The following is a 26,349-nucleotide window of genomic DNA, read 5'->3' on the forward strand; positions in this document are numbered from 1 at the left end:
CGCGGTGGACGGCGACCCCGCCCCACCCCAAGCAATGAAAAGCATCGAGCATCGAGACTTCACCCTGTCGCCGGAAGACAACGCGCAGCTGGCCAACCTGTGCGGCCCGTTCGACGGACACCTTCGCCAGATCGAACTGAAGCTTGGCGTGGAAATCGCCAACCGCGGCTTCGTGTTCCGCATCAGCGGCCCGGCCGAGGCAAGCGCCGAGGCGCAGAAACTGATCGAGGCGCTGTACGAAGAAGCCGCCGAGACCACCTTCGACAACCACGCCATTCACCTGCGGCTGAACGCGGCCAACATCGAACAGATCGCCGACCGCTCCTACGAAGCACAGGACGTGGCGATCAAGGTCAAGCGCGGAACCGTGCGCGGGCGGGGTTCCAACCAGAGCCGCTACCTGCACCAGATCGTCAGCCACGACATCAACTTCGGCATCGGCCCGGCCGGTACCGGCAAGACCTTCCTGGCCGTGGCCAGCGCGGTGGAAGCACTGAACGAATCACGCGTGCAGCGCCTGATCCTGGTGCGTCCGGCGGTCGAGGCCGGCGAGAAGCTGGGCTTCCTGCCGGGCGACCTGAGCCAGAAGGTCGACCCGTACCTGCGCCCGCTGTACGACGCCCTGTATGAAATGCTGGGCGTGGAAAAGGTGCTCAAGCTGCTGGAAAAGAACGTCATCGAGATCGCGCCGCTGGCCTACATGCGCGGCCGCACGCTCAACGATGCGTTCGTGATCCTGGACGAAGCGCAGAACACCACCATCGAACAGATGAAGATGTTCCTGACCCGCCTGGGTTTCGGTTCCACCGCCGTGGTCACCGGCGACCTGACCCAGACCGACCTGCCCAAGCATGTGAAGTCCGGCCTGCGCGATGCGATCGACGTGCTGCGCGACGTGGAGGGCGTCAGCTTCACCTTCTTCGAAGCCCGCGACGTGGTCCGCCACCCGCTGGTGGCGCGCATCGTCAGTGCCTACGACCGCCGCGACCTGCATGAGATCCAACCTGGAGCGACTCCATGACCCGTGGTCCCGTACGACTGGATGTCGCCGTCAGCTACGCACTGCCCCGTGCCGGGCTGCCCTCTGCCGTCAGCTTCCGCAAGTGGGTGGCGGCTGCGCTGAAGGGCCGCATCCGCGAGGCCGACCTGGCCATCCGCGTGGTCGACAGCAAGGAAGGCCAGTCGCTGAACCGGCACTACCGGGGCAAGGACTACGCCACCAACGTGCTGAGCTTCCCGGCCGACGTGCCGGAGGGCCTGCCCAAGGGCGTCAAGTTCCCGCTGCTGGGCGACCTGGTGATCTGCGCACCGGTGGTGGCCCGTGAAGCCGAGGAGCAGGGCAAAGTGCTCAATGCCCACTACGCGCACCTGACTGTGCACGGCGTGCTGCACCTGCTCGGCTGGGACCACGAGGACGACAAGGAAGCCGAGGCGATGGAACAGCTGGAGCGCGAGATCCTGGCCGAGCTTGGCATCGACGACCCGTACGCGGGCGAGCGCTGACAGCGGGCCGGCGCCCGTATGGCCGAGCCCATGCTCGGCCGCAGTGCACCCTGCGCCTCGCCGACCTGGCCAAGAAGCAGCCGAGCATGGGCTCGGCCCTATTACGGAACCCGCTTGTGCTGCTGCGTACCCTCCTGCCACTGCCCTTACTGCTTGCCTCCACCGCTTCCGCGGCGCCGCTGGACCTGCCTGCCCTGATCGAATGCCGCCAGGGCGTGGCCGAGCACGCCGCACTGGCACCGCTGCTGGCTGACCCGCTGAAGGCCGTGGCGCATGGCCTGCAGCCGCTGCCGCAGGGCAACCAGTTCATGAGCGAGTACCGGCTGGCCAGCCCGATCACGGTGTTCGGCCAGCAGACCGAGCGTGTGGCTGTGGCCGGCGCCAGCATCATGGCGGTGCTGGACCAGGCCGACCCACGCCCCCTTGCCAAGCAGCTGGCGCTGGAGATCGGCTACGACCAGGACGGCAAGTTCATGGCCGGGCGCGAGCTGGTCAGCCGCGATGTGACCGACCCGAAGACCGGGGAGGCGCAGATCGAGTCGATCATCCTCAGCGTATCCACCGTCGCCAGCCACCCCGGCAGGACCCTGGCCGGCTGCACCTACAGCCTGGACCTGCCGGCCGAGGACGAAGGCCCGGCCGCCACCGCTCCGGCGGCCGACGGTCACTGACACGCCCCCACATCCTGCTAGACTTGGGCCATCGCCCGGCCTGCCGGGTGCCTTTTTTCCAGAGATGTCAGAAGACGACAGTAGTAGCTCCTCCGTGGAGCACAGTGAAAAGAAGCGCGGCTGGCTTGAACGCCTGACGTCTGCTTTTTCCGGCGAACCCCACACCCGCGACGAGCTGGTCGCTGTCCTGCACACCGCGCAGGAAGAGGGGTTGATCGCCGCCGATACCCTGAAGATGATGGAAGGTGCCATTTCGGTGGCCGAGCTGACCGTGGGCGACGTGATGATCTCGCGTTCGCAGATGGTCTCGCTGCCGGTGGAGGCGCCCTTCCTGGAGCTGATGAAGCAGGTGGTCGAGTCCGGCCATTCGCGCTTCCCGGTGCATGGCGAGAACAAGGACGACATCCTCGGCGTGTTGCTGGCCAAGGACCTGCTGCGCGGCGTGGTTGCCGACAACGGTCCCGGCAACGTGCGTGAACTGCTGCGCCCGGCGGTGCTGATTCCGGAAGCGAAGAAGCTCAACGTGCTGCTGAAGGAATTCCGCCTGTCGCGCAACCACATGGCGATCGTGGTGGACGAGTACGGCGGTGTCGCCGGCCTGGTCACCATCGAGGACGTGCTGGAGCAGATCGTCGGCGAGATCGACGACGAACACGACGAGGCCGAGGATTTCTCGGCGCAGATCGCCATCCAGGCCGATGGCCAGTACGTGGTGGATGCGCTCACGCCGATCGGCGATTTCAACGAACGCTTCGGTGCCGATTTCTCCGATGAGGACTACGACACCATCGGTGGCCTGGTGACAGAAGCGGTGGGCCATCTGCCGGAAGTCGGTGACGAACTGGCGCTGGACCGCTTCATGTTCCGCGTAGCCCGCGCCGATGCGCGCCGGGTCCAGGCCTTCCATGTAACGGTGCTGGCACCGGACGCGCAGGACGACGCTTGAAGCACCGTGACCTGATCCTGACGGTGTGGCTGGCACTGTGCGTGCTGGCCACGACCCTGCCACTGACCGCGTTCGCGCAGGCGGCGGCGCCGGCCGTTTCGACGGCCAGTGATGCCCCTGCCCCGCGCGTTGGTGTCGTCACCATGCAGCCCGGCACCGTGTTCTTCGAACGCTTCGGCCACGATGCCATCGTCGTGCTGGACCCGGTGAGCGGCGAGGCGATCTCGTACAACTTCGGCTACTTCGATCCGTCCGAACAGGATTTCATCGGCCGCTTCGTGCGTGGCGACATGATGTATTACCTGGTGGCGCTGCCGCTGCAGCAGGACCTGTCGTACTACGACGAGACCGGCCGCGGTGCCAGCGTGCAGTGGCTGGATATCACCCCTGACCAGGCGCGCTCGCTGGCCGCCGACCTGGCCGAACGGGCCAAGCCGGAAAACGCGCGCTACCACTACGATTACTACACCGCCAACTGCGCCACGATGGTGCGCGACACGCTGGACAAGGCGCTGGGCGGCGGCCTGCATTCACAGCTGTCGGGCCGTTCGCGTGGCAACACCTATCGCAGCGAGTCGGTACGCCTGGCGTCCCCGGCCCCGTGGATGTGGCTGGGCTTCGATATCGGCCTGGGTCCGTTTGCCGACCAGCCGCTGTCGCGCTGGCAGGAAGCCTTCGTGCCGATGCGCTTGGCCGATGCCCTGCGGCAGGCCCGCAACAGCGACGGCCGCCCGCTGGTGCAGTCCGAGCAGGAACTGCTGCCACACCGCATCGCCCCCGAACCGAAGGAATTCGCGCGCCACTGGTGGCCGTGGCTGCTGTGTGGCCTGGTGATTGCGGTCGGCGTGCTGGCGCTACGCAGGCGTACGCGCCTGCTGGCCGGCCTGGCCTTGCCGCTGTGGCTGCTGTGCACCATCGCCGGTGGCCTGCTGGTGTTCCTGTGGGGCTTCAGCACGCACTACGCTGCCTGGGCCAACCGCAACCTGCTGCTGCTGTCGCCGCTGTGCGTGCTGCTGTTGCCGGGGGCGATCAGCCTGCTGCGGCGGCGCGTGCCCGGCCGCATGTTCAGGATCGTGCTGTGGCTGGTGGCGGTGCAGGCCGTGGCTGCCCTGGTGCTGCACTGGCTGAGCCTGCAGGCGCAGTACAACGTGCAGTGGATCGTGCTGCTGCTTCCGGTCCATGCGGCACTGGCCTGGGTGCTGGGGCGCCGTCCTCACTTGTCGGAAACGCAGCACTGACGCACGATGGCGGGCATGTCATTGCCCGCCCCACCCCCACTGCCCCACTGCCCGCCCCTGCTGCCGCCTCCGCCGCAGCCAATCCCACCTGCGTCATCAACTGCGTCCACTACGATGACGACGGCAAACGCCACGACATCAGCCTGGATGCCATCAGCGATGTCATCGCCAGCAACAATGGTTTCGTCTGGGTCGGCCTGTACGATCCGAACGAAGACGTGCTGCTGAAGCTGCAGGAAGAATTCTGCCTGCACGACCTGGCCGTCGAGGATGCGCGCAACGCGCACCAGCGCCCCAAGGTGGAGGCCTACGGGAACTCGTTGTTCGTGGTGGTGACCACCGCGCAGATGGTCGACGAGCGCATCCAGTACGGCGAAACCCACGCCTTCCTCGGCCCACGGTTCCTGGTGACCGTTCGCCATGGCGCCTCGCTCTCGTACGCACCGGTGCGTGCGCGCGTGGAGCGCGAACCGCAGCTGCTGAAAATGGGCCCCTCGTACTGCCTGTACGCCGTGGCCGACTTCGTGGTCGACAATTACCTGCCCATCACCAACCGCTTCCGCGACACCCTGGAACTGCTGGAGAAGGATATCTTCGCCGACAGTTACAAGCGCAGCACGGTGGTGCGCCTGTACGAGCTCAAGCGCGAGTTGAACAAGATGCGGATGGCGGTGGCGCCACTGCAGGATGTGCTGGCACAGCTGCGCCGCTACCAGGGCGAGCTGTTCCCGGACGAAGTGAAGCTGTATATCCGCGACGTGCACGACCATGCGGTACGCATCAGCGATGTCATCGACACGCTGCGCGAGATGCTGGGCACGGCCCTGAGCGTGAATCTGTCACTGGTGACGCTGGCCCAGGGTGAGACGGTGAAGCGGCTGGGTGCATGGGCCGCGCTGCTGGCCGCACCGACCCTGATCACCAGCTGGTATGGCATGAATTTCAGCCACATGCCGGAATTGAACCAGCCGTGGGCCTACCCGCTGATGATTGTTGCTGTCGGTGGCATCTGCGTTGGCCTGTACCGGCTGTTCAAGCGGGTGAAGTGGCTGTAGGGCGTATCGACCAACGGTCGATACCCACCGGACCGGCAGGCCACGACCGTTGGTCGTGGCACATGACCTGCCACGGGTAGTGGCGGGAATCAAGCCACGTAGATGGTCTTGATGTTCATGAACTCATGGATGCCGTGGTCGGCCAGTTCACGGCCGAAACCTGACTCCTTGCTGCCGCCGAACGGCAACCGGGCATCGCTCTTGACGATGGCGTTGACGAAGGCCGCGCCGCATTCCATGCGCTGGGCGAAGGACTCGCCACGCACCGGGTCACGCGTCCACACGCTGCCGCCGAGGCCGAAGCGGGTGTCGTTGGCCACGCGCAGCGCTTCGGCTTCATCCTTGACCCGGATGACCGCGGCGACCGGCCCGAACAGTTCTTCGTCATAGGCCGGCATGCCCGGCCCTACCTGGTCGAGCACGCTGGCCGGGTAACCCGCGTACGAACCGGCAATCGACTCGCCACCGATCAGCACCCGCGCGCCTTTGGCGACGCTGGCCTGCACCTGCTTGTGCAGTTCGTCGCGCAGGTCGGCGCGGGCCATCGGCGCCAGCGTGGTGCCGCGCTCGTTCGGGTCGCCGTACTGGCGCTCGCCTGCGGCCTCAACGAAGCGCCGGGTGAATTCATCGGCCACCGCTTCAACCACAATGAAGCGCTTGGCGGCAATGCAGGTTTGCCCACTGTTGTCGAAGCGCGACTTCACCGCCGCGGCAACCGCCTTGTCCAGGTCGGCATCATCGAGCACCACGAAGGCGTCGCTGCCGCCCAGCTCCATCACCGATTTCTTCAACTGGCTGCCAGCGTTGGACGCGATGGAGCGCCCTGCCCGCTCGCTGCCGGTCAGGGTGACGGCCTTCACCCGTGCATCGCGCAGTACGTCGGCAGCCTGGTCGTTGTCGATGTGCAGCACGTCGAACACACCGTCCGGCAGGCCACCATCGCGGCACACCGCCAGGATCAGGTCGGCGCACTGCGGCACGTTGCTGGCGTGCTTGAGCAGCGCCACGTTGCCGGCCATGAATGCCGGGGCCAGGAAGCGGAACACCTGCCAGATCGGGAAATTCCACGGCATCACCGCGAACACGCAGCCGATCGGTTCATAGCGTACGTAGCTGCGCTGGGCCTCGGTATCGATCAGCTGCGGCTTCAGGTAATCGGCGGCGTGGTCGGCATAGAACTCACAGGTGGTCGCGCACTTTTCCACCTCGGCCAGGGCCTCGGCCTTCAGCTTGCCCATCTCGCTGGTCATGGCCTGCTGCAGGTCATCGCGGCGCGCACGCAGCTGGCCGGCAATCTGCTTGAGGATCGCCCCGCGATCCTGCAGCGAGCGCTCGGCCCAGCGTGGGAACGCCTCGGCCGCGGCCTGCAGGCGCTGCTCGATGGCAGCGGCATCCATCAGCTCATGGCGGTAGGTCACCTGGCCGGTGGCCGGGTTGATGATCTCGACGGTCATGGGGGGTCTCCATCAGGTAGACCCCCATTGTGCGCCGGCCGCCGTGAGCCGGATGTTGCCGGCTCAGCCGTTGTCCTGGCGGGCCAGCTGCAGGTCGCGCTGGCGTCGCTTCTCCGCACGCGCATTGATGTACCAGCCGATCACCGCAGCAATGGACACTGCAGACACCAGCAGCGTGGCGAGCGCATTGATCTTCGGGCTGATGCCCATGCGTACCGAAGCGAACACCTTCATCGGCAGCGTGGTCGAGCCCGGCGTGGCAACGAAGCTGGCCACCACCACGTCATCCAGCGACAGGGTGAACGCCAGCAGCCAACCGGCCACCAGCGCCGGGGCGATGATCGGCAGGGTGATGCGGGTGAACACGGTCAGCCGGCTCGCGCCGAGATCCATCGCCGCTTCTTCCAGCGACAGGTCCATCTCCTGCAGGCGCGAGGACACCACCACGGTGACGAAGCACAGGGTGAAGGTGACGTGGGCGATCCAGATGGTGGCCAGGCCGCGCGCCGGGAAGCCCGGTATCGCGCCCATCGAGGCCAGCAGCGCCATCAGTGAGAAGCCAAGGATCACGTCCGGCATCACCAGCGGCGCGGTCACCAGCGCACCGAAGAACGGCTTGCCGCGGAAACGCTTGAAGCGGGTCATCACCATTGCCGCCAGCGTGCCGAGCACGGTGGCGGTACAGGCGGTCCAGAACGCGACCACCAAGCTGGTCCACATCGCCTCCATCAGCGCGCGGTCGGCAAACAGGTCGCTGTAGGCACGGGTGGAGAACCCGGCCCAGACCATGGCCAACCGTGAGCTGTTGAACGAATAGAACATCAACAGCAGGATCGGCAGGTACAGGAAAGCGAAGCCGAGCAGCAGCACGCCCAGGCCCAGGCCCTTGGCAGAACGCGGGCTCATGCCTGCTTCCCTTCCAGCAACCGCTGCTGGGATCGATTGAACAGCAGGATCGGCACCAGCAGCAACAGGATCATCGCCGCCGCCATTGCCGAGGCACCGGGCCAGTTGCGGTTGTTGAAGAACTCGTTCCACAGCTGGCGACCGACCATCAGGGTTTCCGAGCCACCCAGCATTTCCGGGATCACGAATTCGCCGATCGCCGGGATCATCACCAGCATGCAGCCGGCGATGATGCCCGCCTTCGACAGCGGCAGGGTGATGCGCAGGAACGCCTGCCACGGCTTGGCGCCGAGGTCGTAGGCTGCTTCCAGCAGACGGTGGTCATGCTTGACCAGGTTGGCGTACAGCGGCAGCACCATGAACGGCAGATAGCAGTACACGATGCCGATGTAGGCCGCGGTCGGGGTGTCGATCAGCTGCAGTTTCGGCAGGCCCATCGAGGTCATCAGCGACTGCAGGCCGGTGTACTGCAGGAACTGGTCGAGCAGGCCGTTGCGGTCCAGGATCGCTTTCCATGCATAGACGCGGATCAGGAACGAGGTCCAGGACGGCAGCACCACCAGCATCATCGCCACGTTGCGCGCGGCCGGCGACAGGCGGGCGATGGCATAGGCCATCGGATAGCCGATCAGCAGGGTGAGGAAGGTCGAGATCGCGGCGATCTTGATCGAGCTCAGGAACGCCTGCGCATAGATCGAATCACGGAACAGCGCCAGGTAGTTCTCGAGGTTGAGCTTGAGCGAGAGCCCGCCATCGACGTACTGCAGCAGCCACGTGTACGGCGGCGAGCCGACCCGGCTGTGCGAGAAACTGATCATCAGCACGATCAGGAACGGCACGGCGAAGAACAGCAGCAGCCACAGGTACGGAATGCCGATCACCGTGGCACGCAGCCCCGGCAGCCAGCGCTTCAGGCCGGCGGCGCTCATGAGGTCAGCACCACGCCGTCGTTGTCGCGCCAGTGCACCCACACCTGATCGCCCCAGGTCAGGCCATCGCTGGCCCAGCGCTGCGAGTTGGCGAAGTTGGCCAGCACCTTGGCGCCGCTGGGCAGGCGCACGTGGTAGACCGAATGGCTGCCGAAGTAGGCAATGTCCTCGATCACGCCCTGCGCCTTGTTGGTGTGCCCTTCCGGCTCGTCCTTGCCGATCATCACCTTCTCCGGGCGCAGCGCGAACGCGACCGGCTGCCCTTCGTAGCAGGTGATGCCGTGGGCGATGTAGACCGGCGCCGGGAACAGCGGCGAACGCACGGTCACGTATTCGGGCAGGTCCTCGTCGATCACCCCGTCAAACAGGTTCACCGAACCGATGAACTCGGCGACGAAGCGGTTGGCCGGCTGCTCGTAGACCTCATCGGGCTTGCCGACCTGCTGGATCCAGCCGGCGTCCATCACCGCGATGCGGGTGGCCATGGTCATCGCCTCTTCCTGGTCGTGGGTGACCATCACGCAGGTCACGCCCGACGACTCGATGATGCTGACCAGCTCCAGCTGCATCTGCGAGCGCAGCTTCTTGTCCAGCGCGCCCATCGGTTCATCCAGCAGCAGCAGCTTGGGCCCCTTGGCCAGCGACCGCGCCAGCGCCACGCGCTGCTGCTGGCCGCCGGACAGCTGATGCGGCTTGCGCTTGCCAAGATGACCCATCTGCACCAGGTCGAGCATCTCGCCCACGCGCTTGGCGATGGCCTCGCGGCCGAGTCCGTCCTGCTTCAGGCCGAAGGCGATGTTCTGCTCCACGGTCATGTGCGGGAACAGCGCATAGGACTGGAACATCATGTTGACCGGCCGCTGGTACGGCGGCAGCGCGTCCATCCGCTGGCCATCGACGGTGATGCTGCCCTTGGTGGGTGTCTCGAAGCCACCGAGGCAGCGCAGCAGGGTCGATTTGCCGCTGCCCGAGCCGCCCAGCAGGGCGAATATCTCGCCCTTGCGGACGTCGAGATTGACGTCGTCGATGGCGACAAAACCGTCGAATTCCTTGCGCAGATCACGAATGGAGAGATAGCCGGGCACACCGGTCGTGTCGACGACGGTGGCTACCGGCTGGGCTTCAACGGGCATGGGGGCTCCGGGAGCGGGCGGTGGACAGCGGCCGCCATTCTACCGGCCGGGGGCCGATGGGGATATGACGACGGCGGGCGGGAAGGCGCCGCTGGCCGTCCTGGAGTACCGGACCGGTGTCGGGTTTGGCCCGCAAATGGCGCACTCCAGGCGCAACACGCGCCCCCCTGCGTGGCCGTTGCCTGGTGTTTCCGCCTTGGCCTGCGGGTGCCGCGCCGAATCTGCAACGCTTTTCAGAACCGGGAGCCTTGATCGCCCGCCACTACCCCGTCGCAATCCCCAGGATCGAGGCCGACCATGGACGAACACGCGTGACATCCGCAGACACTTCTGTCTTCGCCCCACCCACCCCCCAGCCCTCGTCAGCTGATCGGCTGGAGGTAGCCATCATCGGCGCCGGCCAGGCCGGGCTGTCACTCAGCGCGGTCCTGCAGGAGGCCGCCATCAAGCATCGCGTACTGGAGGCGGAAACCGTGGGCGCCAGCTGGAAGCGGCGCTGGGATTCGTTCCAGACCAACACCGCCAACGCGACGATGGCCCTGCATGGCCACGCCTATGCCGGCGACGACCCGCAGGGCTTCATGGCTGCACCGGAAGTGATCCAGCGGCTCCGCGACTACGCCAGCGAAAGGTCGCTGCCGATCCACGAAGGCTGCGCGGTCCTGCGTGTCACGCCCAAGGCGGGTGGCTACACCATCGAATCCAGCCGCGGGCCGATCCAGGCCGCTGCGGTGGTGGTGGCCACCGGCGAATACGGCCGTCCCCGGATGCCCCGCGTTCCCTTTGCGCCCGGGCCGGCGCTGGCGGTACTGCACTCCAGCAACTACCGCAATGCCGGGCAACTTCCCGACGGCGCGGTGCTGGTCATCGGCGGCGGCCAGTCCGGCGCGCAGATCGCCCAGGATCTCCGCGCCAGCGGCCGCAACGTGTATTGGTCGCTGGCCGAGCGCCATTCGCATACGCGACGGCTGCGCGGCAAGGACTCGATGACCTGGTGGGACATGGCCGGACGCATCCACCAGCATGTGAGTGAATCGGCCGGGGTGCTCGCCGGGGAGCCGGACGCGCTGCGCAAGGCCCGCACTGCAGAGTTCCCGCTGATTTCCGGCAAGGGACGCGCAGGCCTGGGCAGCTCGATCAGCCTGCTGTCGATGCACCGCGAGGGCATCACGCTGCTGGGCCGCCTGCAGGGCTTGGACGCGGACATCGCCCGCTTCGCCGATGTCCGCCCACAGCTGCGCACGGCGGTCGAGGCGACGCGGGCCGAGTACGCCTATCTCGATTCACTGGCAAGCGAGTACTACGCCACGCGGCCCGAACCGCGCACCGATGATGCCCGCTACATTCCCGAAGAGGTGTACCTGCACTGGGAGCCGGACGCCTCGCCGCGCGAACTGGATCTGAACGCTGCCGGCATCCGCTCGGTCGTCCTCGCCACGGGCTTCGTCGCCGAATGGCCGTGGCTGGATGTGGACGCCGTGCTGGACGAACACGGTTATCCGCTCGGCGAGTTCGGTGTCTCCCCGCAGCCCGGGCTGTTCTTCATCGGCATGCACAACCTGCAGCGGATGAGCTCATCATTCCTGTGCAACGGCGGTCGCGATGCCCGCGACCTGCTGCCCGCCATCCTGCGGCACCTTGGCCGGGCCGGTGGTGCCGCTTCCGGGAAGGGCTGAGGCCATCCGCCGGGCATGGCCCGGCGCCACCACCTTCTTCCAGCGGGCAGGACCGCTTACCTGCCGGTCTTCACCTCGGTCCACAGCCGCGTGTAGAGCTTGTCGGTCTCCGGCGTGTTGATCGAATAGGTGAACATCTTCGCCGCCACGTCGGCCGGCGGGTAGATGGTCGGGTCGGTGCGGATCGCCTCGTCCACCAGCGGCGTCGCGGTCGGTACCGGGTTGCCGTAGTGGATGAAGTTGGTGTTGGCCGCGGCGACTTTCGGTTCCAGCAGGTAGTTGATGAACGCATAGGCCGCTTCCGGGTGCTTGGCATCCTTCGGGATGGCCAGCATGTCGAACCACTGCGGCGCGCCTTCCTTCGGTATCGAGTAGGCCACGTGCACGCCGTTGCTGGCTTCCTCGGCGCGGTCGCGGGCCTGGATGATGTCACCCGACCAGCCCACCACCAGGCAGGTGCCGCCGTTGGCCAGCGAGCCCACGTACTGCGAGGAGTGGAAGTTCTGCACGTACGGGCGGATCGACTTCAGCAGGTCCGCCGCCTTCTGCAGGTCGGCCGGATCGCCGCTGTGCGGGTCCAGGCCCAGGTAATGCAGCGCGATCGGAATCATGTCCGCCGGCGTGTCCAGGATGGTCACGCCGCAGTCCTTCATCTTGCTGATGTTCTCCGGCTTGAACACCAGGTCCCAGCTGTTGGCGATGTCAGCGCTGCCACCGAAACGCTGCTTCAGCATGTCCACGTTGTAGCCGATGCCGGTGGTGCCGATCATGTACGGCACACCGTACTGGTTGCCCGGATCCTGGGTGGCGATGCGCTTCATCACCGCCGGGTCGAGATTGGCCAGGTTCGGGATCTTCGACTTGTCCAGCGGCAGGAACACGCCGGCCTGGATCTGCCGGCCGAAGAAGTTCAGCGTCGGCACCACCACGTCGTAGCCGCTGTTGCCGGCCAGCAGCTTGGTCTCGACCATCTCGTCACTGTCGAACACATCGTAGGTGACCTTGATCCCGCTCTGCTTCTCGAAGTTGGGGATGGTGTCTTCGGCGATGTAGTCGCTGTAGTTGTAGACGTTCAGGACCTGGCTGTCCTGTCCGCCGCCGTTGCCGCCGCCACAGGCGGAAAGCATGGCGGAGGCCAGGCCGAGCGTGAGGATACGCAGCTTCATCGGGTGCTCCAGAATGCGGAAAGGGGGGCCGGCCGGGCCGGCGACGGGTGCCAGCCTACCCCCCGGCGACGGATTTTTCTATTCGCGGCCTTCACACGTTCAGCAGCAGGAACTCGCGCTCCCACGAACTGATCACGCGGAAGAAGGTCTCGTATTCCTTGCGCTTGACCGAGGTGTAGGCGCGGCAGAAGCGCTCGCCGAGCAGCGCCTGCAGCTCGCTGCACTGCTCCAGCCCGTCCAGCGCTTCACCCAGCGAACGCGGCAGGTCGTAGCCCAGTTCCTTGGCGCTGCCGGTCACCGGCGCATCCGGCGCCAGGCGCTCACGGATGCCGAGCAGCCCGCAGGCCAGGGTCGCGGCCATCGCCAGGTAAGGGTTGGCATCGGAGCCGGCAAAGCGGCTTTCCACCCGCATGTTCTCCGGCGTATCCAGCGGCACCCGCAGGCCGCAGGTGCGGTTGTCGAAGCCCCAGTGCACGTTGCTCGGCGAGACCTCACCGAACACCAGGCGCCGGTAGGAATTCACGTTCGGCGCGAAGAACGCCATGGCCATCGGCACATATTTCTGCAGGCCGGCCAGGTAATGGGCGAACAGCGGACTGAAATCCTCACCACCGTGCTCGCCGGTGAACACGTTCTGGCCATCGCTGATGCGCAGCAGGCTCTGGTGGATGTGCATCGCACTGCCCGGCTCGTTCTCCATCGGCTTGGCCAGGAAGGTCGCGTACACCCCATGGCGCATCGCCGATTCGCGCATGGTGCGCTTGAACAGGAACACCTGGTCGGCCAGATCCATCGCATTGGCGTGGGTGAAGTTGACCTCCAGCTGCGCCGCGCCGGATTCGTGGATCAGCGTATCCACGTCCAGCTTCATCGCGTCGCAGTAGTCGTACATCAGGTCGAGGATCGGATCGAACTCGTTGACCGCGTCGATCGAGTACGACTGCCTTGCCGTTTCCGGGCGGCCGGAGCGGCCCGCCGGTGGCAGCAGCGGAAAATCCGGATCGGTGTTCTTCTGCACCAGGAAGAATTCCAGCTCGGGCGCGACCACCGGCCGCAGGCCGAGCTCGGTATAGGCATCCAGCACCCGGCGCAGCACGTTGCGCGGGGCCAGTTCGTGTGGCTCGCCGTTCTTGGTGTAGCAGTCATGGATGACCTGCGCGGTCGGGTCGGTCGCCCACGGCACCATGCGCACGGTGTCCGGGTCGGGGCGCAGGATCATGTCCGAGTCCGACGGCGAGGTCAGGTCGTAGTAATCGTCCGGAAATTCGCCGGTGACGGTGGTCGCGAAGATGCCTTCGGGCAGGCGCGTGCCGTAATCGTGCGAAAACTTGTCGGCCGGGATGATCTTGCCGCGCGCATTGCCGGTGATGTCCGGAACCAGGCATTCGACCTCGGTGATGCGCCGCTCCTTCAGCCAGCGCAGCAGGCTGCTTTCCTGCGGGGGCGGGGGCGTGGCCGTCTTGCGCGGGCGCGTTCGGGAACTCATGGGGATTCCAGTCGATTCTGTTGGTGCTGCCGGCAAGCTTGGCCGAACGCACGGAAAATAGCGTGATAGAACGGCGTCTGCATGACACGCCACTCCGGGTGCCACTGTACGCCGAGCACGAATCGATGGCGCGGGCTGCGTGCTGCTTCGACCAGGCCATCATCGGCCCAGGCCTCGATCTGCAGGCCTTCGGCAACCTGTGCGATGCCCTGCCCGTGCACTGAATTGACCTGCACCCGATCGGCGGCACTCCACTGCGCCAGCCACCCCCCATCGGCCAGGGTGATCGCGTGGGCCGGCCCATACTGCACCTCCACCGGCGCCTGTGGATCTTCGCGATGGTCGGCCAGGCCAGGCACTGCATGTACCTGCGGATGCAGCGTGCCACCGAGCGCCACATTCAATTCCTGGAATCCGCGGCAGATCGCCAGCACGGGTAGATCCATCGCCAGCGCCTCGCGCAGCAGCGCGAACGCAGTGGCGTCGCGCGCCGGGTCATGCCGGTTGCCGTTCCAGGTACGACCCCCTTCGTAATGCTGCGGCTCGATGTTGCTGACCGCGCCGGTCAGCAGCAGGCCATCCAGGCCCTGCAGCCAATCGCGCGCCGGCAGCGGTGGCTGCAGACTCGGCAGCACCAGCGGTGTTGCCTGCGCAGCGTCAACCAACGCACGCACATATTTTTCCCCGGCCACCGCGAAACGATGATGGCCGAGCACGGTGCTGTCGGTGGGCAGGCCCACCCAGGGCAGGCGGCGCATGGGGAAACTCCTTGGCGTGGCATCAAGGTATGCGCCCGGCATCGGCATCGGCAAGCCGCTGCCCTCACACCACGGGCGCCCGGCTTGGGCCAAACTATCGGCGTGAAGCCCGACCGTCCTCCCCCGCTCCGACGCCCTTTCCCGCTTCTGCGAGGCCGCCGGTGAGCGCCGCCTTCCCGCCCAGCTGGTACGCCAGCAGCCTGCCCGAACCGCCCGCATTGCCGCCGTTGCGCGGTGAACTGCGTGCCGATGTGGCGATACTGGGCGCCGGCTATACCGGCCTCACCGCCGCACTGGAACTGGCCCTGCGCGGCCAGCGGGTGGTGGTGCTGGAAGCGCAGCGGATCGGCTGGGGAGCCTCGGGCCGGAATGGTGGCCAGGCGCTGGTCGGCTACGGCTGCGAAGTGCACGAGCTGGAACGCCAGCTCGGCCGCGAGGATGCGCGCCGCCTGTTCGACTGGTCGCGCGAAGCGGTACAGGCGATGCGTGCGCGCATCGACCGGCATGGCATCGAGTGCCATTGGGTGGAGGGCCACGCCAGCGTTGCCATCCGCGCACGCCACGAGCGCGACCTGCGCGCCAACTGCGAACACCTGCAGCGACATTACGATTACCCGATGCAGTGGTGGGAGCGCGATACCCTGCGTGGGCAACTGGACAGCCCGCGCTACCGCGCGGCGATGTTCGACCCGCTCAGCGCCCACCTGCATCCGCTGGCCTACGCCCGCGGGCTGGCCGATGCGGCGCGCGCAGCCGGGGTGGTCATCCACGAGCAGTCGCCGGTGACGCGCATTCAACGCGGCGTACTTGCGGTGCTGCGTACCGACCACGGCAGCGTGCGCGCGCCGCAGCTGGTGGTGGCCGGCAACGCCCTGCTGCAGGGGCTGCTGCCTGAGCTCGAGCGGCGCATCATGCCGGTCGGCACGTATATCGGCGCCAGTGCACCGCTGGGGGCCGAGCGCGCCCGTGCCCTGATCGGCAACAACATGGCGGTCTCCGATACGGCCTGGGCGCTGGACTATTTCCGGCTCAGCCATGACCACCGCCTGCTGTTCGGTGGCCGCGCCAGCTATTCCGCGCTGCCGCCGCCGGGCCTGCACCGGGTGATGCAGCGGCGCATGCACGAGGTGTTCCCGCAGCTGGCCGATATCCCACTGCAGCAGGTCTGGGGCGGTTATGTGGACATCACCCGCAACCGTGCCCCGCACTGGGGCCGGCTGGATGGGAATGTGTACTTCGCGCAGGGCTTCTCCGGCCACGGCGTGGCAGCGGCCGGGCTGGCCGGTGAAGTGATCGCCGAAGCCATCGTTGGCCAGAGCGAGCGGCTGGACGTGTTCCAGCGCCTGCGCCATAGCCCCTTCCCCGGCGGACGCCTGCTGCGCATGCCGCTGCTGGTGGCGGCCATGTCCTGGTACAAGCTGCGGGATGCGTTGTGGTGAGCTGATCAGGAAGCGAGCTGAATCTACCGCCCGCCGAAAACTGTGAAACTCGTCGCCGCCGGTATTCCTGTGATGACTTTCTCACTTGCCGGGCCGAGCGCTGAGGCGATTGCATAATCGAACGCGTGTCGATACCGTCGCTAAGAACCGGGTCCCGCGGCGAATGGATGCTGACAGGGAACGTACTGTGAAGGGGTAGTGCGATTGAACTGGTGGAATGAAGGCCTGCAGCTGAAGTTGCGTATCCGCCCGGCGGGGCTGGTCCTTGCGCTGCTGTACGCCGTTGCATGCTGGGCGTCGCGCCAGTTGTCGCTCGACCAGTTCTATCTGCCGGCCGGCGTCCGCGTCGCTGCAGTGCTGTTGTTCCCCCCGCGTTGGTGGCCATACCTGCTGCTGGGCGAATACGCCTACTTTGCGCAGATGCGCGTGCCAATGATCGAGAAGTATGGGCTGGCCTGGATCGTACTTGGTTCGGCACTGCTGATGCCTGCCGTGATGCTGATCGTGCATCTCCACCGGAAGATGATGGTGACCACGAAGAATGCGTGGCTGATTTCAGTCGCGGTGGCTTCGGCGCTGGTGGTCACCGCGCTCAATCTGATGCTGGCACACCTTCTCTGGCCGACACCACCCGATATGCCGGTGATTGCCAGCATCGCACGCTTGGTGGTTGGCGACTTCATCGGCATTCTGACCCTTGCGCCGCTCGCATTGCTGTGGACACGACGGACCAGCAACGCCCGGTGGACGTCAGGCTTTGCCCCGCCTGCACTCGCCGCCCTGACGATGATGGCGATGATTGGTCTGTATGCCGCACAGCTGCCCTTGGACGAAGTCAATGCCAAGACGTCGATGCAGCTGCTGATGGCGCTGCCGGTCGTCGTGCTTACCTGCCTGTACGGCTGGCGAGGTGCGGCGATCGGAGTGCCCTCGCTCAACCTGATCATCGGCCTCACCACGCCCAGTCCCTACACGGGAGCATTCGATCCAGCCGCCTTCGCGACCCAGCAGATAATGGCGGTCACCGGCGCTGCACTGTTGGTGCTGGGGTCGCGCATTACCCACTACTACCACCGTTCGCGATTGGGCGAAGTGGGTGAAAGGGATGCGCTCAAGCATGCGCGAAATTCACTGGTGGCAAGCGAACTAGATCTCCGCGAGCGCGCGCGGCACCTGAGGAAACTGGGGGACGGTATCGACACCTCGCTCAGCGAGGTGGTGAACTGGCTCAATGCTCAGGGCCATCCCACCATAGCGAACAGCCTTCTGCACATGGCTTCGGTCCATTCGCGACAGTTCAGGGAACAGACCAGCATGGTCTATCCGGCCGCGTTGGAACATCTCGGGCTCTATGTCGCCCTCCAGGCCGGCGGCGTACGTGAAAGCTGGGACCTGAGCCATCGGGTGATGCGCCCTCGCCTGCTCGGCGATCCCTGCCAGCTCAGCGTCGGCCTGCAGCTAGCCGCCTATCGCGCACTCACCGATGCTGTTTCGCTGTTGATCAACAGTGAATCAGGCCAGATCCGCATCCGCGTACGTTGCGGCCAGACAGGCGGACGCCGCGGCATCCTGATGACGGTCGCACTACTGGATTCATACCGCAACCTGTCACCGTCCACCGTTACCGCCACGGTCGAGCGCTTGGCTGGCCGGACGATTGCGTATGGCGGGACAGTGCAGTGCCATCGGAACCGGATACGGATGGCGATGGTGGAAACGGATGATTCCGCCACCCTCGGCATGGCATCGTTCAACGCGATGGATCACGTAACGGCCTTCGGGCAGGGAAACTCGCAGACCCAGACCTGACGCCCGGGGTCTGCTCGGCCGCGTCCATCGTGGCAATCGCAGCGGCGCGGAGACCCCGACGCCGCTGCGCTCCTCACTGTCTTTAAGGTGTTTCGACCGACCAGATAACGTCGCTGCCGCTGCGGTAACGCACCATCGAGAAATCACTGGCGCTGTAGATCTGCGAGCGGGTGGCACCTGCCGGTATCTGGATCTGCTGTTGGGGCAGCGAAACCCGGGCCGCGTTGTTGCCTGCCGGCAGCACCCAGTATGTGCCTCCAGCATTGCCGATGATCAACTGCACGTTTCCGAGCAGGTCGTTCACCTGCAGATAGGTGATCCCATCGCGCTGGAATCCAAACAGCTGCCAGCTGGGGTCTTGACTGAGATTGATCGCGGCAGGATTTGCCTGACCCAGTCCAGCAGTTGCCAACGGCTTTCCATGGAAGTCCGACGGACCGCCCGCGAATGCCGGGGCAGCAGCGAGAATCAGAAATGCAGTGGTCGCACCAAAACATGAAAATCGCACAGTGACCTCCAGGTCGAAGTTAACGTCAGGAACCTCCAGCAGATACTAACCGCTTCCCATCCAATCAATGTGCCAGGCGGCGGGTACGGACGTTTTCGTCCTAAAGTTGCACCTGAAACCGCCGCTATCGGTGCCGAGCCCTCCCACGTGAGCCACCGCATCATGCCCGTCCTGCCGCAGGCCGCTGTCGATGGCGACCTGGCCGATCCGCTGCCGCAGCGCATCCTGCTGGTGGAAAATTCCCGTGCCTTCACCGGCATGCTGCGCGAAGCCATCGAACAGCGCCTGGAGCTGCCGGTGGTGGTGGCCAGCTCGCTGGCCGAAGCTGATCGCCTGCTCAGTGAAGAAGGCGGCTGGTTCCTGGTGCTGACCGGGCTGGTGCTGGCCGATGGCGACCGCGACGCGGTGGTCGAGTTCTTCCTCAAGCGCAACCTGCCGACCGTGGTGGTCAGCGGCGTGTACGACGAGGACCTGCGCAAGCGCGTGCTGCAGCAGCAGATCATCGATTACGTGCTGAAGAACACTCCGGGCAGCATCGACTATCTGGTCTGGCTGGTGCAGCGCCTGGAACGCAACCGGCGCATCGCCGCGCTGGTGGTGGACGACTCGCCGTCCGCACGCGGCTATGCCGCCGCCCTGCTGCGCATGTACGGTCATGAGGTGTACGAGGCGGCCGATGGCAGCGAAGGCCTGGCGGCGATCGAGGCGCACCCGGCGATCCGCCTGGCCGTGGTCGATCAGGAGATGCCGGGCATGCAGGGCGTGGAGTTCACCCGACGCCTGCGCACCCTGCGCTCGCGCGACAAGGTGGCGGTGATCGGCATTTCCGGCAATACCGATGCGTCGCTGATTCCGCGCTTCCTGAAGAACGGCGCCAATGACTTCCTGCGCAAACCCTTCTCGCGCGAAGAGTTTTTCTGCCGTGTCTCGCAGAATGTGGACCAGCTGGAACTGATCGGCACGCTGCAGGACTTGGCCACCCGCGATTTCCTCACCGGCCTGCCCAACCGCCGTTGCTTCCTGGAACAGAGCCAGCGCCAGCTGCCGCAACTGCAGCTGCATGGCCAGTGCGTGGCGGTGGCGATGATCGACATCGACCATTTCAAGCACATCAACGACACCCACGGCCATGAGGCCGGTGACGATGCACTGCGCGCGGTAGCCCGTGCTGTCGGCGACCACGCGCGAAGCCAGGACCTGATCGCGCGCTTCGGCGGCGAGGAGTTCTGCCTGCTGGTGCCGGACATGGAACAGGACGAAGCCCTGCTCTATTTCGAGGAGCTGCGCCAGCGCATCGCCGCGCTGGAAGTGGACATCGGCAGTGCCACGCTGCGCATGACGGTGAGCATCGGCCTGTGCTGCCTGCGTCCGCAGCGTGATGCGCTGCACCGGCTGATTTCCGAGGCCGATCGCCAGCTGTACCTGGCCAAGGCCGGAGGCCGCAACCGGGTCAGCTGCACCACGGTGGCCAGCCCGCTGCGCCTGCGCGAGGCTGCGCTGTCCTGACAGGCATGCCTTGATCGAGATCAACGCCGCCCGTGGGCGGCGCCTCTACAGTCGGCCCCGACATCAGCATGAAGGGGAGCCGGGGATGGCACTACTGGTCTGGCAGGACGATCTGAACATCGGCATCGATGTGATCGATCAGCAACACCGCCGCATCATCGAGATGCTCAACCACCTGCACGTGGCGCAGACCAGCCTGCAGCGGGCAGCGGTGGGCGAAGTGATCGACGAGGTGATGGACTACACCATGTCGCACTTCGCATTCGAAGAAGAGCTGATGGAAGAAGCGGGCTATCCATTCTGTGCCGCGCACAAGCGCGTGCATGAGGTCTTCATCAAGCGGGTATCGGAATACCGCATGCGCTTCCAGGCCGGTGAGGACATCAGTGACGAGTTGCGCACCATGCTCTCGCGCTGGCTGTTCAACCACATCCGCGGCGACGACCAGGCCTATGCCGAACAGGTCAAGCAGCACCTGAACCAGTTTGCCCGCGAGCACCAGAGCGGCGGCTGGCTGGGCCGCACGCTCAAGCGCTTCTTCGGCTGATCAGCGCTGGCGGCGCTGCAGGGCGAGCAGCGCGCACAGGGTGATCACTGCGGTCAGGCACAGGTAGTAGCCGACCGCGACCAGCCCATAACGCTCGGCCAGCCAGGTCGCCAGGTACGGCGCCGGGGCTGCGCCCAGAATGCCGGCCAGGTTGAACGACAGCGAGGCACCGGTGTAGCGCACTTCCACCGGATAGATTTCGGCCAGGAACGTGCCGCACGGGCCGTAGGTCAGCCCCATCAGGAACAGGCCCAGGCACAGGAACGTCAGTACCAGCCACGGGCTGCCGGCCTGGAACAACGGCGCGAACAGCACACCGAAGCCGATGATCAGCAGGCTGGCGATGGCCATCGTGCGGCGCGTTCCCCAGCGATCACCGTAGCGCGCCGACAGCGGGATGCCGGCGGCGAAGAACAGCATCGCCACCATCTGCATCAGCAGGAACTGCTCGCGGCTGTAGCCGAGCACGGCGGTGCCATGGCCGAGGCAGAACACCGTCATCAGGTAGAACAGCACGAAGGTGGCGAACGCACCCAGCGTGCCCAGCAGCATCGGCAGCGGATGGTCGCGCAGCACCGTCCACATCGGCAGGCGCACCGGCGCCTTGCGCTCCAGCGCGCGCTTGAAATCCGGTGTCTCGTGGATGTTCAGCCGCACCCACAGGCCAAGGCCGACCAGCAGCGCGCTGGCAACGAACGGAATGCGCCAGCCCCATTGCAGGAAATCGTCCTGGCCCAGAAAGCGACCGAGCAGCAGAAAGATGCCGGCTGACAGCAGGAAGCCGATCGGTGCACCCAGCTGCGGGAACATGCCGTACCAGGCGCGCTTGCCCGGCGGCGCGTTCTCGGTGGCCAGCAGCACCGCCCCACCCCATTCGCCGCCCAGCCCCAGGCCTTGGCCGAAGCGGCACAGCGCCAGCAGTGCCGGCGCCCACAGGCCGATCTGCGCATGGGTGGGCAGCAGGCCGATGGCGACCGTGGACAGGCCCATGGTCAGCAGCGCGGCCACCAAGGTGGCCTTGCGGCCGATACGGTCCCCGAAGTGACCAAACACCGCCGAGCCCACCGGGCGTGCGATGAACGCCACCGCGAAGGTGGCCAGGGACTGCAGCAAGGCGGCCTGGTCGCTGCTTTCCGGGAAGAACAGGTGCGGGAACACCAGCACCGCGGCGGTGGCGTAGATGTAGAAGTCGAAGAACTCGATGGTGGTGCCGATCAGGCTGGCCAGCAGGACACGGCGGGGAGAATTCTCGGGTGGCGCGGCAGCGGTGATCGTCGACATCGGCAAGGCGGGTAACGGCGGATCGACCGATTCTGCCACGCTTGGCCGCCTCGCCGGGGCAATGGTTTCAGGCGACACCGACGCCAACGAATTATTTCCGGGGGGCCGCTACGCTGCACCACCGGCCAAGGCAGCCAGGCATGATTTGGCTCTGCTTTTCCGGTAGATCCACGCGATGCGTGGAGGAATCCGTCCGGTACCGCCTCTACAGTAGATCCACGCCATGCGTGGATGAATCTGCCTGCCCGGCACCACCAAGGTTGGCGTCTACCAAAGACAGCCATGCATGCCTTGGCGCTACAGCTGGATCCAGGTGGCCTTGATCTCGCTGTACTTGTCGAAGGCGTGCAGCGACTTGTCGCGGCCGTTGCCGGACTGCTTGTAGCCACCGAACGGTGCCGTCATGTCACCGCCGTCCCAGCCGTTCACCCACACGCTGCCCGCGCGCAGTTGGCGGGCTACGCGATGGGCGCGTCCAAGATCCCGCGTCCACAGCCCCGCGGCCAGTCCATAGCGACTGTCGTTGGCCAAGCGCACGGCCTCGGCTTCGTCGTCGAAGCCGAGCACCGCCAGCACCGGGCCGAACACTTCCTCGCGGGCCAATGCCTGTTCCGGGCGTACCTGGTCGAACACCGTCGGCTGCACATAGCAACCGCCCGTCTCCACTTCGGCCCTCTGGCCGCCCAGCAGCAGGCGCGCGCCATCGGCTTGTGCCCGGGCGATGTCGGCCAGTACCTTGTCCACGTGCGCGGCATCGACCAGCGCGCCCATCGGTGAATCGGCCTCCAGCGGATGGCGGGGCTGCATGCGTTGGCCGTAGGCGATCACCTGGTGCACGAAGTCATCGCGGATCGAACGCTGCACCAGCAACCGCGAACCGGCGGTGCAGACTTCGCCCTGGTTGAAGAAGATGCCCTGCGCCACGCCTTTGGCAGCCGCATCCAGGTCCGGCGCGTCGGCGAACACCACGTGCGGGCTCTTGCCACCGCATTCCAGCCAGACCCGCTTGAGGTTGGAACGCCCCGCGTATTCCAGCAGCCTGGCGCCGGTAGCGGTGGAGCCGGTGAAGGCCAGCACGTCCACGTCCATGTGCAGGGCCAGCGGCTCGCCCACGCGTGAGCCGTGACCGGGCAGCACGTTGAGCACGCCGTCCGGCAACCCCGCTTCGGCCGCCAGTGCGGCCAGCCGCAACGCACTCAGTGGCGAGCGCTCGGAGGGTTTCAGCACTACTGAATTTCCCATCGCCAATGCCGGCGCGATCTTCCAGCACGCCATCAGCAGCGGAAAATTCCACGGCACGATGGCCGCCACCACGCCTGCGGCCTCGCGCGTGACCAGGCCCAGCTCGTGCGGGCCGGTGGGGGCGATTTCACCGTACAGCTTGTCCACCGCTTCAGCGGTCCAGGTCAGGCAGCGCACCACGCCGGGAAGATCGATGCGACGCGCATCGCGGATCGGCTTGCCCATGTCCAGCGTTTCCAGCAGGGCCAGCTCATCGGCGTGCGTCTCCACCAGCGCGGCCAGCGCCAGCAGCACGCGCTTGCGATGGGCGGGGCTGGCCTGCGACCAGTGGCCTGCCTCGAACGCGCAGCGCGCCGAGGCCACCGCACGCTCGACGTCCTGTGCATCACAGTCGGCCACCGCACCCAGTACACGCCCGTCGATCGGGCTGATGCAATCAAAGCGCGCGCCGCTGGCGGCATCCACGTAGCGGCCATCGATGAACGCTTGCGCAGGAATCGCCACGCGGCTGCGGAGGGCCTGCCAGTGGCTGCGGTCGGGGAAGTCGGCCATGGGTCGCTCCAGCAATCAACGTTCCTTGTTTATACCGGCGCGGCCGCGACCCCACCGTGATCGACCGCGCTGCGCGCTCGCCGGGCATGGCCCGGCGCTATCACAAGGTCGAGGCCCGAACCGTAGCGCCGGTCGATGCCTGCCGACAGAACCGTGACGCGGCTGCGCTAGAGTCGCAACCATCGGACCCGACGGAGCCGGCATGAAAACCCCTGCAAGCGACCTGCACGACCTGGCCACCCAGCGCCCCGATTCACTGGACGCGTACTGGATGCCGTTCACTGCCAACCGCCAGTACAAGGGCGCGCCGCGCATGCTGGTACGTGCCGAGGGCATGCACTACGAGGACGTGGAGGGGCGCGCCATCCTCGATGGCACCGCTGGCCTGTGGTGCTGCAATGCAGGGCATGCGCGCCGACGCATCGTCGACGCGATCGCCGAGCAGGCCGCCACCCTCGATTACTCGCCGGCCTTCCAGATGGGTTCGCCGCCGGCCTTCGCTCTGGCGCAGCGGCTGGCGGCACTGGCCCCGGCCGGGTTGAACCACGTGTTCTTCACCAGCTCGGGTTCGGAGGCGGTGGATTCAGCGATGAAGATCGTGCTGGCCCACCACCGCCTGCGCGGCGAAGGACAGCGCGCGCGCTTCATCAGCCGCGAGAAGGCCTACCACGGGGTCGGCTTCGGCGGCATGGCACTGGGCGGGCTGCCCAACAACCGTCGCCAGTTCGGCCTGCAGCTCGGCGGCGTGGACTACCTGCGGCATACCCTGGACCTGTCACGCAATGCGTTCAGCAAGGGCCTGCCACGCCAAGGCGCAGAGCTGGCCGACGATCTGGAACGGCTGATCGCCCTGCACGATCCGTCCACCATTGCCGCGGTGTTCGTTGAACCCATCGCCGGTTCTGCCGGGGTGATCCTGCCGGCGCCGGGCTATCTGCAACGACTGCGCGAGATCTGCGACCAGCACGGCATCCTGCTGGTGTTCGATGAGGTCATCACCGGCTTCGGCCGGGTGGGCATGGCGTTCGCCGCGCAGCGTTTCGGGGTCACCCCGGATCTGTTGACCTTCGCCAAGGGCGCCAGCAACGGCGCGGTGCCGCTGGGAGGCGTGCTGGTCGGCGACAGCGTGCATGCCAGCTTCATGCAGGGTCCGCCACAGGCCATCGAGCTGTTCCATGGCTATACCTATTCGGGCCACCCCTTGGCCTGCGCGGCGGCGTTGGCCACGCTGGACATCTACGCCGAGGAACGGTTGTTCGAGCGCGCGATCGAGCTGGGCGAATACTGGCAGGAGCGCCTGCACGCCCTGCAGGGGTTGCCGAACGTGATCGACATCCGCAACTTCGGCCTGGTCGGTGCGGTGGAGCTGGCACCGCGCAAGGATGCCCCCGGCAGCCGTGGCTACGAGGTGTTCCGCCGCTGCTTCCACGACGGGCGCCTGCTGGTCCGCTGCACCGGCGACATCATCGCGTTGTCACCGCCGCTGATCGTGGACAAGGCACAGATCGACCAGATCACCGGCACCCTGGGCGAGATGATCCGGGCCACCGCCTGAGGCCAGGGCGGTGCTGGCGAGCAGGTACAATGGGCGGTTCCGCTCCTGCCTGTTGCCGTGCCCATGAACATCGTCGTCAAAGAAGAACTCAAGGCCTACATCGACCCGCTCACCGCCGACGAACACGAGGCGCTGGAGCGCAGCATCCTCGCCGAAGGCTGCCGCGATGCGCTGGTACTGTGGGGCGACGTACTGGTGGATGGACACAACCGCTTCGGCATCTGCCAGAAGCATGGCCTGCCGTTCAACACCGTGCAGAACACCCGCTTCCAGAGCATGGAAGACGTGCACCTGTGGATGATCGAGCAGCACCTGGGCCGGCGCAGCGTTTCCGATTTCCAGCGCGGCGTGCTGGCCCTGCGCAAGCGCGACATCCTGTCCGCGCGCAAGCAGGTCGAACAGGCGCAGCTGCAGCGCGAAAGTGACGGCACCGCCGAGCCGGCCGACGAGGCCGGCGAAGACAGCCCGCCGTGGGAGCCGGCGCCGAAGATCAGCCGCGCCGAACTGGCCCGCGAAGCCAAGCTGAGCACCAGCCAGGTGAGCATGATCGAGCGCATCCACGCCCAGGCCGCGGCCGAGGTGGTGGAAGCGGTGAAGGCCGGCGTGATCTCGATCAGCGCCGCCGCCGCCGTGGCCGACCTGCCGGAAGAAGAGCAGCGCGCGGCGGCTGCCGGTGGCAAGGATGAACTGAAGCAGGCTGCAAAGCGCGTGCGTGAGTCCAAGCGCAAGCCGCGTGCGCCGAAGCCTGAACCGGAGTCGGCGGAGATGGACTTCGAAGAGGCCAACGAGGATGAGATCGCCAGCCGCGATGCCGAGGTACTGGCCGCGCTGGAGCAGCTTGGCGAGGATGCCCCGGCGCTGCGCCGCCGCGTGGTTGCCCTGACCCGCGAGAACGACACCCTGCGCGCACAGCTGGCCCACCTGCGCAGGCAGCTGGAAGCACTGTAACGGGTGGGTAGCGCCGGGCCATGCCCGGCGAGCGCGGCGGC

At 66.3% G+C, this 26,349-nt stretch carries 23 protein-coding genes; 13 read left to right on the forward strand and 10 right to left on the reverse strand.

The features are described 5' to 3' along the window. Positions 1-34: 34 nt before the first annotated feature. From TEP_RS12535 to TEP_RS12560, 6 genes are all read left to right on the forward strand, one after another. Entirely contained in the window at positions 35-1,021 is a 987-nt protein-coding gene (locus TEP_RS12535; RefSeq protein WP_025875300.1) for a PhoH family protein, read from the forward strand. Further along, a complete protein-coding gene (gene ybeY / locus TEP_RS12540; protein ID WP_059063681.1) occupies positions 1,018-1,503 on the forward strand; it encodes an rRNA maturation RNase YbeY in 486 nt (161 codons plus the stop codon). Before TEP_RS12535 ends, ybeY begins: the two co-directional genes overlap by 4 nt. A gap of 86 nt (positions 1,504-1,589) precedes the next feature. Beyond that, entirely contained in the window at positions 1,590-2,174 is a 585-nt protein-coding gene (locus tag TEP_RS12545; protein WP_132825484.1) for a hypothetical protein, read from the forward strand. Between the two features lie 64 nt (positions 2,175-2,238). Next, a complete protein-coding gene (locus TEP_RS12550; protein WP_132825485.1) occupies positions 2,239-3,120 on the forward strand; it encodes a transporter associated domain-containing protein in 882 nt (293 codons plus the stop codon). Next, positions 3,117-4,358 carry a DUF4105 domain-containing protein gene (locus tag TEP_RS12555; RefSeq protein WP_132825486.1) on the forward strand — a complete coding sequence of 414 codons (1,242 nt, stop codon included), beginning with the start codon at positions 3,117-3,119 and terminating at the stop codon, positions 4,356-4,358. Before TEP_RS12550 ends, TEP_RS12555 begins: the two co-directional genes overlap by 4 nt. A gap of 47 nt (positions 4,359-4,405) precedes the next feature. After that, positions 4,406-5,413 (forward strand): magnesium and cobalt transport protein CorA, encoded by a 1,008-nt coding sequence (locus TEP_RS12560; RefSeq protein WP_032975737.1) that lies wholly within the window; start codon positions 4,406-4,408, stop codon positions 5,411-5,413. 89 nt (positions 5,414-5,502) lie between these two features. Here TEP_RS12560 and TEP_RS12565 read toward each other — a convergent pair whose 3' ends face one another. The 4 genes from TEP_RS12565 to potA form a co-directional block, all read right to left on the reverse strand. After that, positions 5,503-6,867 carry an NAD-dependent succinate-semialdehyde dehydrogenase gene (locus TEP_RS12565; protein ID WP_132825487.1) on the reverse strand — a complete coding sequence of 455 codons (1,365 nt, stop codon included), beginning with the start codon at positions 6,865-6,867 and terminating at the stop codon, positions 5,503-5,505. Positions 6,868-6,930: 63 nt separating this feature from the next. Continuing rightward, the gene (locus TEP_RS12570; RefSeq protein ID WP_093817808.1) at positions 6,931-7,773 is read right to left on the reverse strand and encodes an ABC transporter permease subunit; all 843 of its coding nucleotides are present in this window, start codon (positions 7,771-7,773) and stop codon (positions 6,931-6,933) included. Beyond that, entirely contained in the window at positions 7,770-8,702 is a 933-nt protein-coding gene (locus TEP_RS12575; RefSeq protein WP_032975682.1) for an ABC transporter permease subunit, read from the reverse strand. Before TEP_RS12575 ends, TEP_RS12570 begins: the two co-directional genes overlap by 4 nt. Further along, entirely contained in the window at positions 8,699-9,835 is a 1,137-nt protein-coding gene (potA, locus tag TEP_RS12580; RefSeq protein WP_132825488.1) for a polyamine ABC transporter ATP-binding protein, read from the reverse strand. Before potA ends, TEP_RS12575 begins: the two co-directional genes overlap by 4 nt. 275 nt (positions 9,836-10,110) lie before the next feature. On the opposite strand from potA, the gene TEP_RS12585 reads away from it, so the two are divergent. After that, entirely contained in the window at positions 10,111-11,511 is a 1,401-nt protein-coding gene (locus tag TEP_RS12585) for an NAD(P)-binding domain-containing protein (protein ID WP_132826530.1), read from the forward strand. Positions 11,512-11,567: 56 nt separating this feature from the next. Here TEP_RS12585 and TEP_RS12590 read toward each other — a convergent pair whose 3' ends face one another. The 3 genes from TEP_RS12590 to TEP_RS12600 form a co-directional block, all read right to left on the reverse strand. Next, complete coding sequence (locus TEP_RS12590) at positions 11,568-12,677, reverse strand: polyamine ABC transporter substrate-binding protein (protein ID WP_132825489.1); 1,110 nt, start codon at positions 12,675-12,677, stop codon at positions 11,568-11,570. A gap of 91 nt (positions 12,678-12,768) precedes the next feature. Further along, positions 12,769-14,163 (reverse strand): glutamine synthetase family protein, encoded by a 1,395-nt coding sequence (locus TEP_RS12595; RefSeq protein WP_025875326.1) that lies wholly within the window; start codon positions 14,161-14,163, stop codon positions 12,769-12,771. Then, on the reverse strand, positions 14,160-14,921 hold the full coding sequence (locus TEP_RS12600) for a gamma-glutamyl-gamma-aminobutyrate hydrolase family protein (protein ID WP_132825490.1): 762 nt from the start codon (positions 14,919-14,921) through the stop codon (positions 14,160-14,162). Before TEP_RS12600 ends, TEP_RS12595 begins: the two co-directional genes overlap by 4 nt. 161 nt (positions 14,922-15,082) lie before the next feature. On the opposite strand from TEP_RS12600, the gene TEP_RS12605 reads away from it, so the two are divergent. Beyond that, entirely contained in the window at positions 15,083-16,360 is a 1,278-nt protein-coding gene (locus tag TEP_RS12605; protein ID WP_132825491.1) for an FAD-binding oxidoreductase, read from the forward strand. 198 nt (positions 16,361-16,558) lie between these two features. Then, positions 16,559-18,169: an MASE1 domain-containing protein gene (locus tag TEP_RS12610; protein ID WP_240790700.1), complete on the forward strand. Its 1,611-nt coding sequence runs from the start codon at positions 16,559-16,561 to the stop codon at positions 18,167-18,169. Positions 18,170-18,251: 82 nt separating this feature from the next. Here the strand turns inward: TEP_RS12610 and TEP_RS12615 are convergent, their stop codons facing one another. Beyond that, positions 18,252-18,581: a hypothetical protein gene (locus TEP_RS12615; RefSeq protein ID WP_240790701.1), complete on the reverse strand. Its 330-nt coding sequence runs from the start codon at positions 18,579-18,581 to the stop codon at positions 18,252-18,254. 258 nt (positions 18,582-18,839) lie between these two features. On the opposite strand from TEP_RS12615, the gene TEP_RS12620 reads away from it, so the two are divergent. Both TEP_RS12620 and TEP_RS12625 read left to right on the forward strand, forming a co-directional pair. Beyond that, positions 18,840-20,183, forward strand: a complete 1,344-nt coding sequence (locus tag TEP_RS12620) for a diguanylate cyclase (protein ID WP_132826531.1) — start codon at positions 18,840-18,842, stop codon at positions 20,181-20,183. 85 nt (positions 20,184-20,268) lie between these two features. Continuing rightward, positions 20,269-20,730, forward strand: coding sequence for a bacteriohemerythrin (locus tag TEP_RS12625; RefSeq protein ID WP_132825494.1), 462 nt, complete (start codon positions 20,269-20,271; stop codon positions 20,728-20,730). Here the strand turns inward: TEP_RS12625 and TEP_RS12630 are convergent, their stop codons facing one another. Next, positions 20,731-22,011 (reverse strand): MFS transporter, encoded by a 1,281-nt coding sequence (locus TEP_RS12630; protein ID WP_132826532.1) that lies wholly within the window; start codon positions 22,009-22,011, stop codon positions 20,731-20,733. It lies immediately after the preceding gene. A gap of 297 nt (positions 22,012-22,308) precedes the next feature. Then, positions 22,309-23,805: an aldehyde dehydrogenase gene (locus tag TEP_RS12635; RefSeq protein ID WP_132825495.1), complete on the reverse strand. Its 1,497-nt coding sequence runs from the start codon at positions 23,803-23,805 to the stop codon at positions 22,309-22,311. Positions 23,806-24,007: 202 nt separating this feature from the next. Here TEP_RS12635 and TEP_RS12640 point away from each other — a divergent pair, with 202 nt between their 5' ends. Both TEP_RS12640 and TEP_RS12645 read left to right on the forward strand, forming a co-directional pair. Beyond that, entirely contained in the window at positions 24,008-25,360 is a 1,353-nt protein-coding gene (locus TEP_RS12640; RefSeq protein WP_132825496.1) for an aspartate aminotransferase family protein, read from the forward strand. A gap of 63 nt (positions 25,361-25,423) precedes the next feature. Beyond that, entirely contained in the window at positions 25,424-26,308 is an 885-nt protein-coding gene (locus TEP_RS12645) for a plasmid replication/partition related protein (RefSeq protein ID WP_132825497.1), read from the forward strand. The last annotated feature ends 41 nt before the right edge of the window (positions 26,309-26,349 follow it).

This window comes from Stenotrophomonas sp. TEPEL (assembly GCF_004348785.1).
Taxonomy (GTDB): Bacteria; Pseudomonadota; Gammaproteobacteria; order Xanthomonadales; family Xanthomonadaceae; genus Stenotrophomonas; species Stenotrophomonas indicatrix.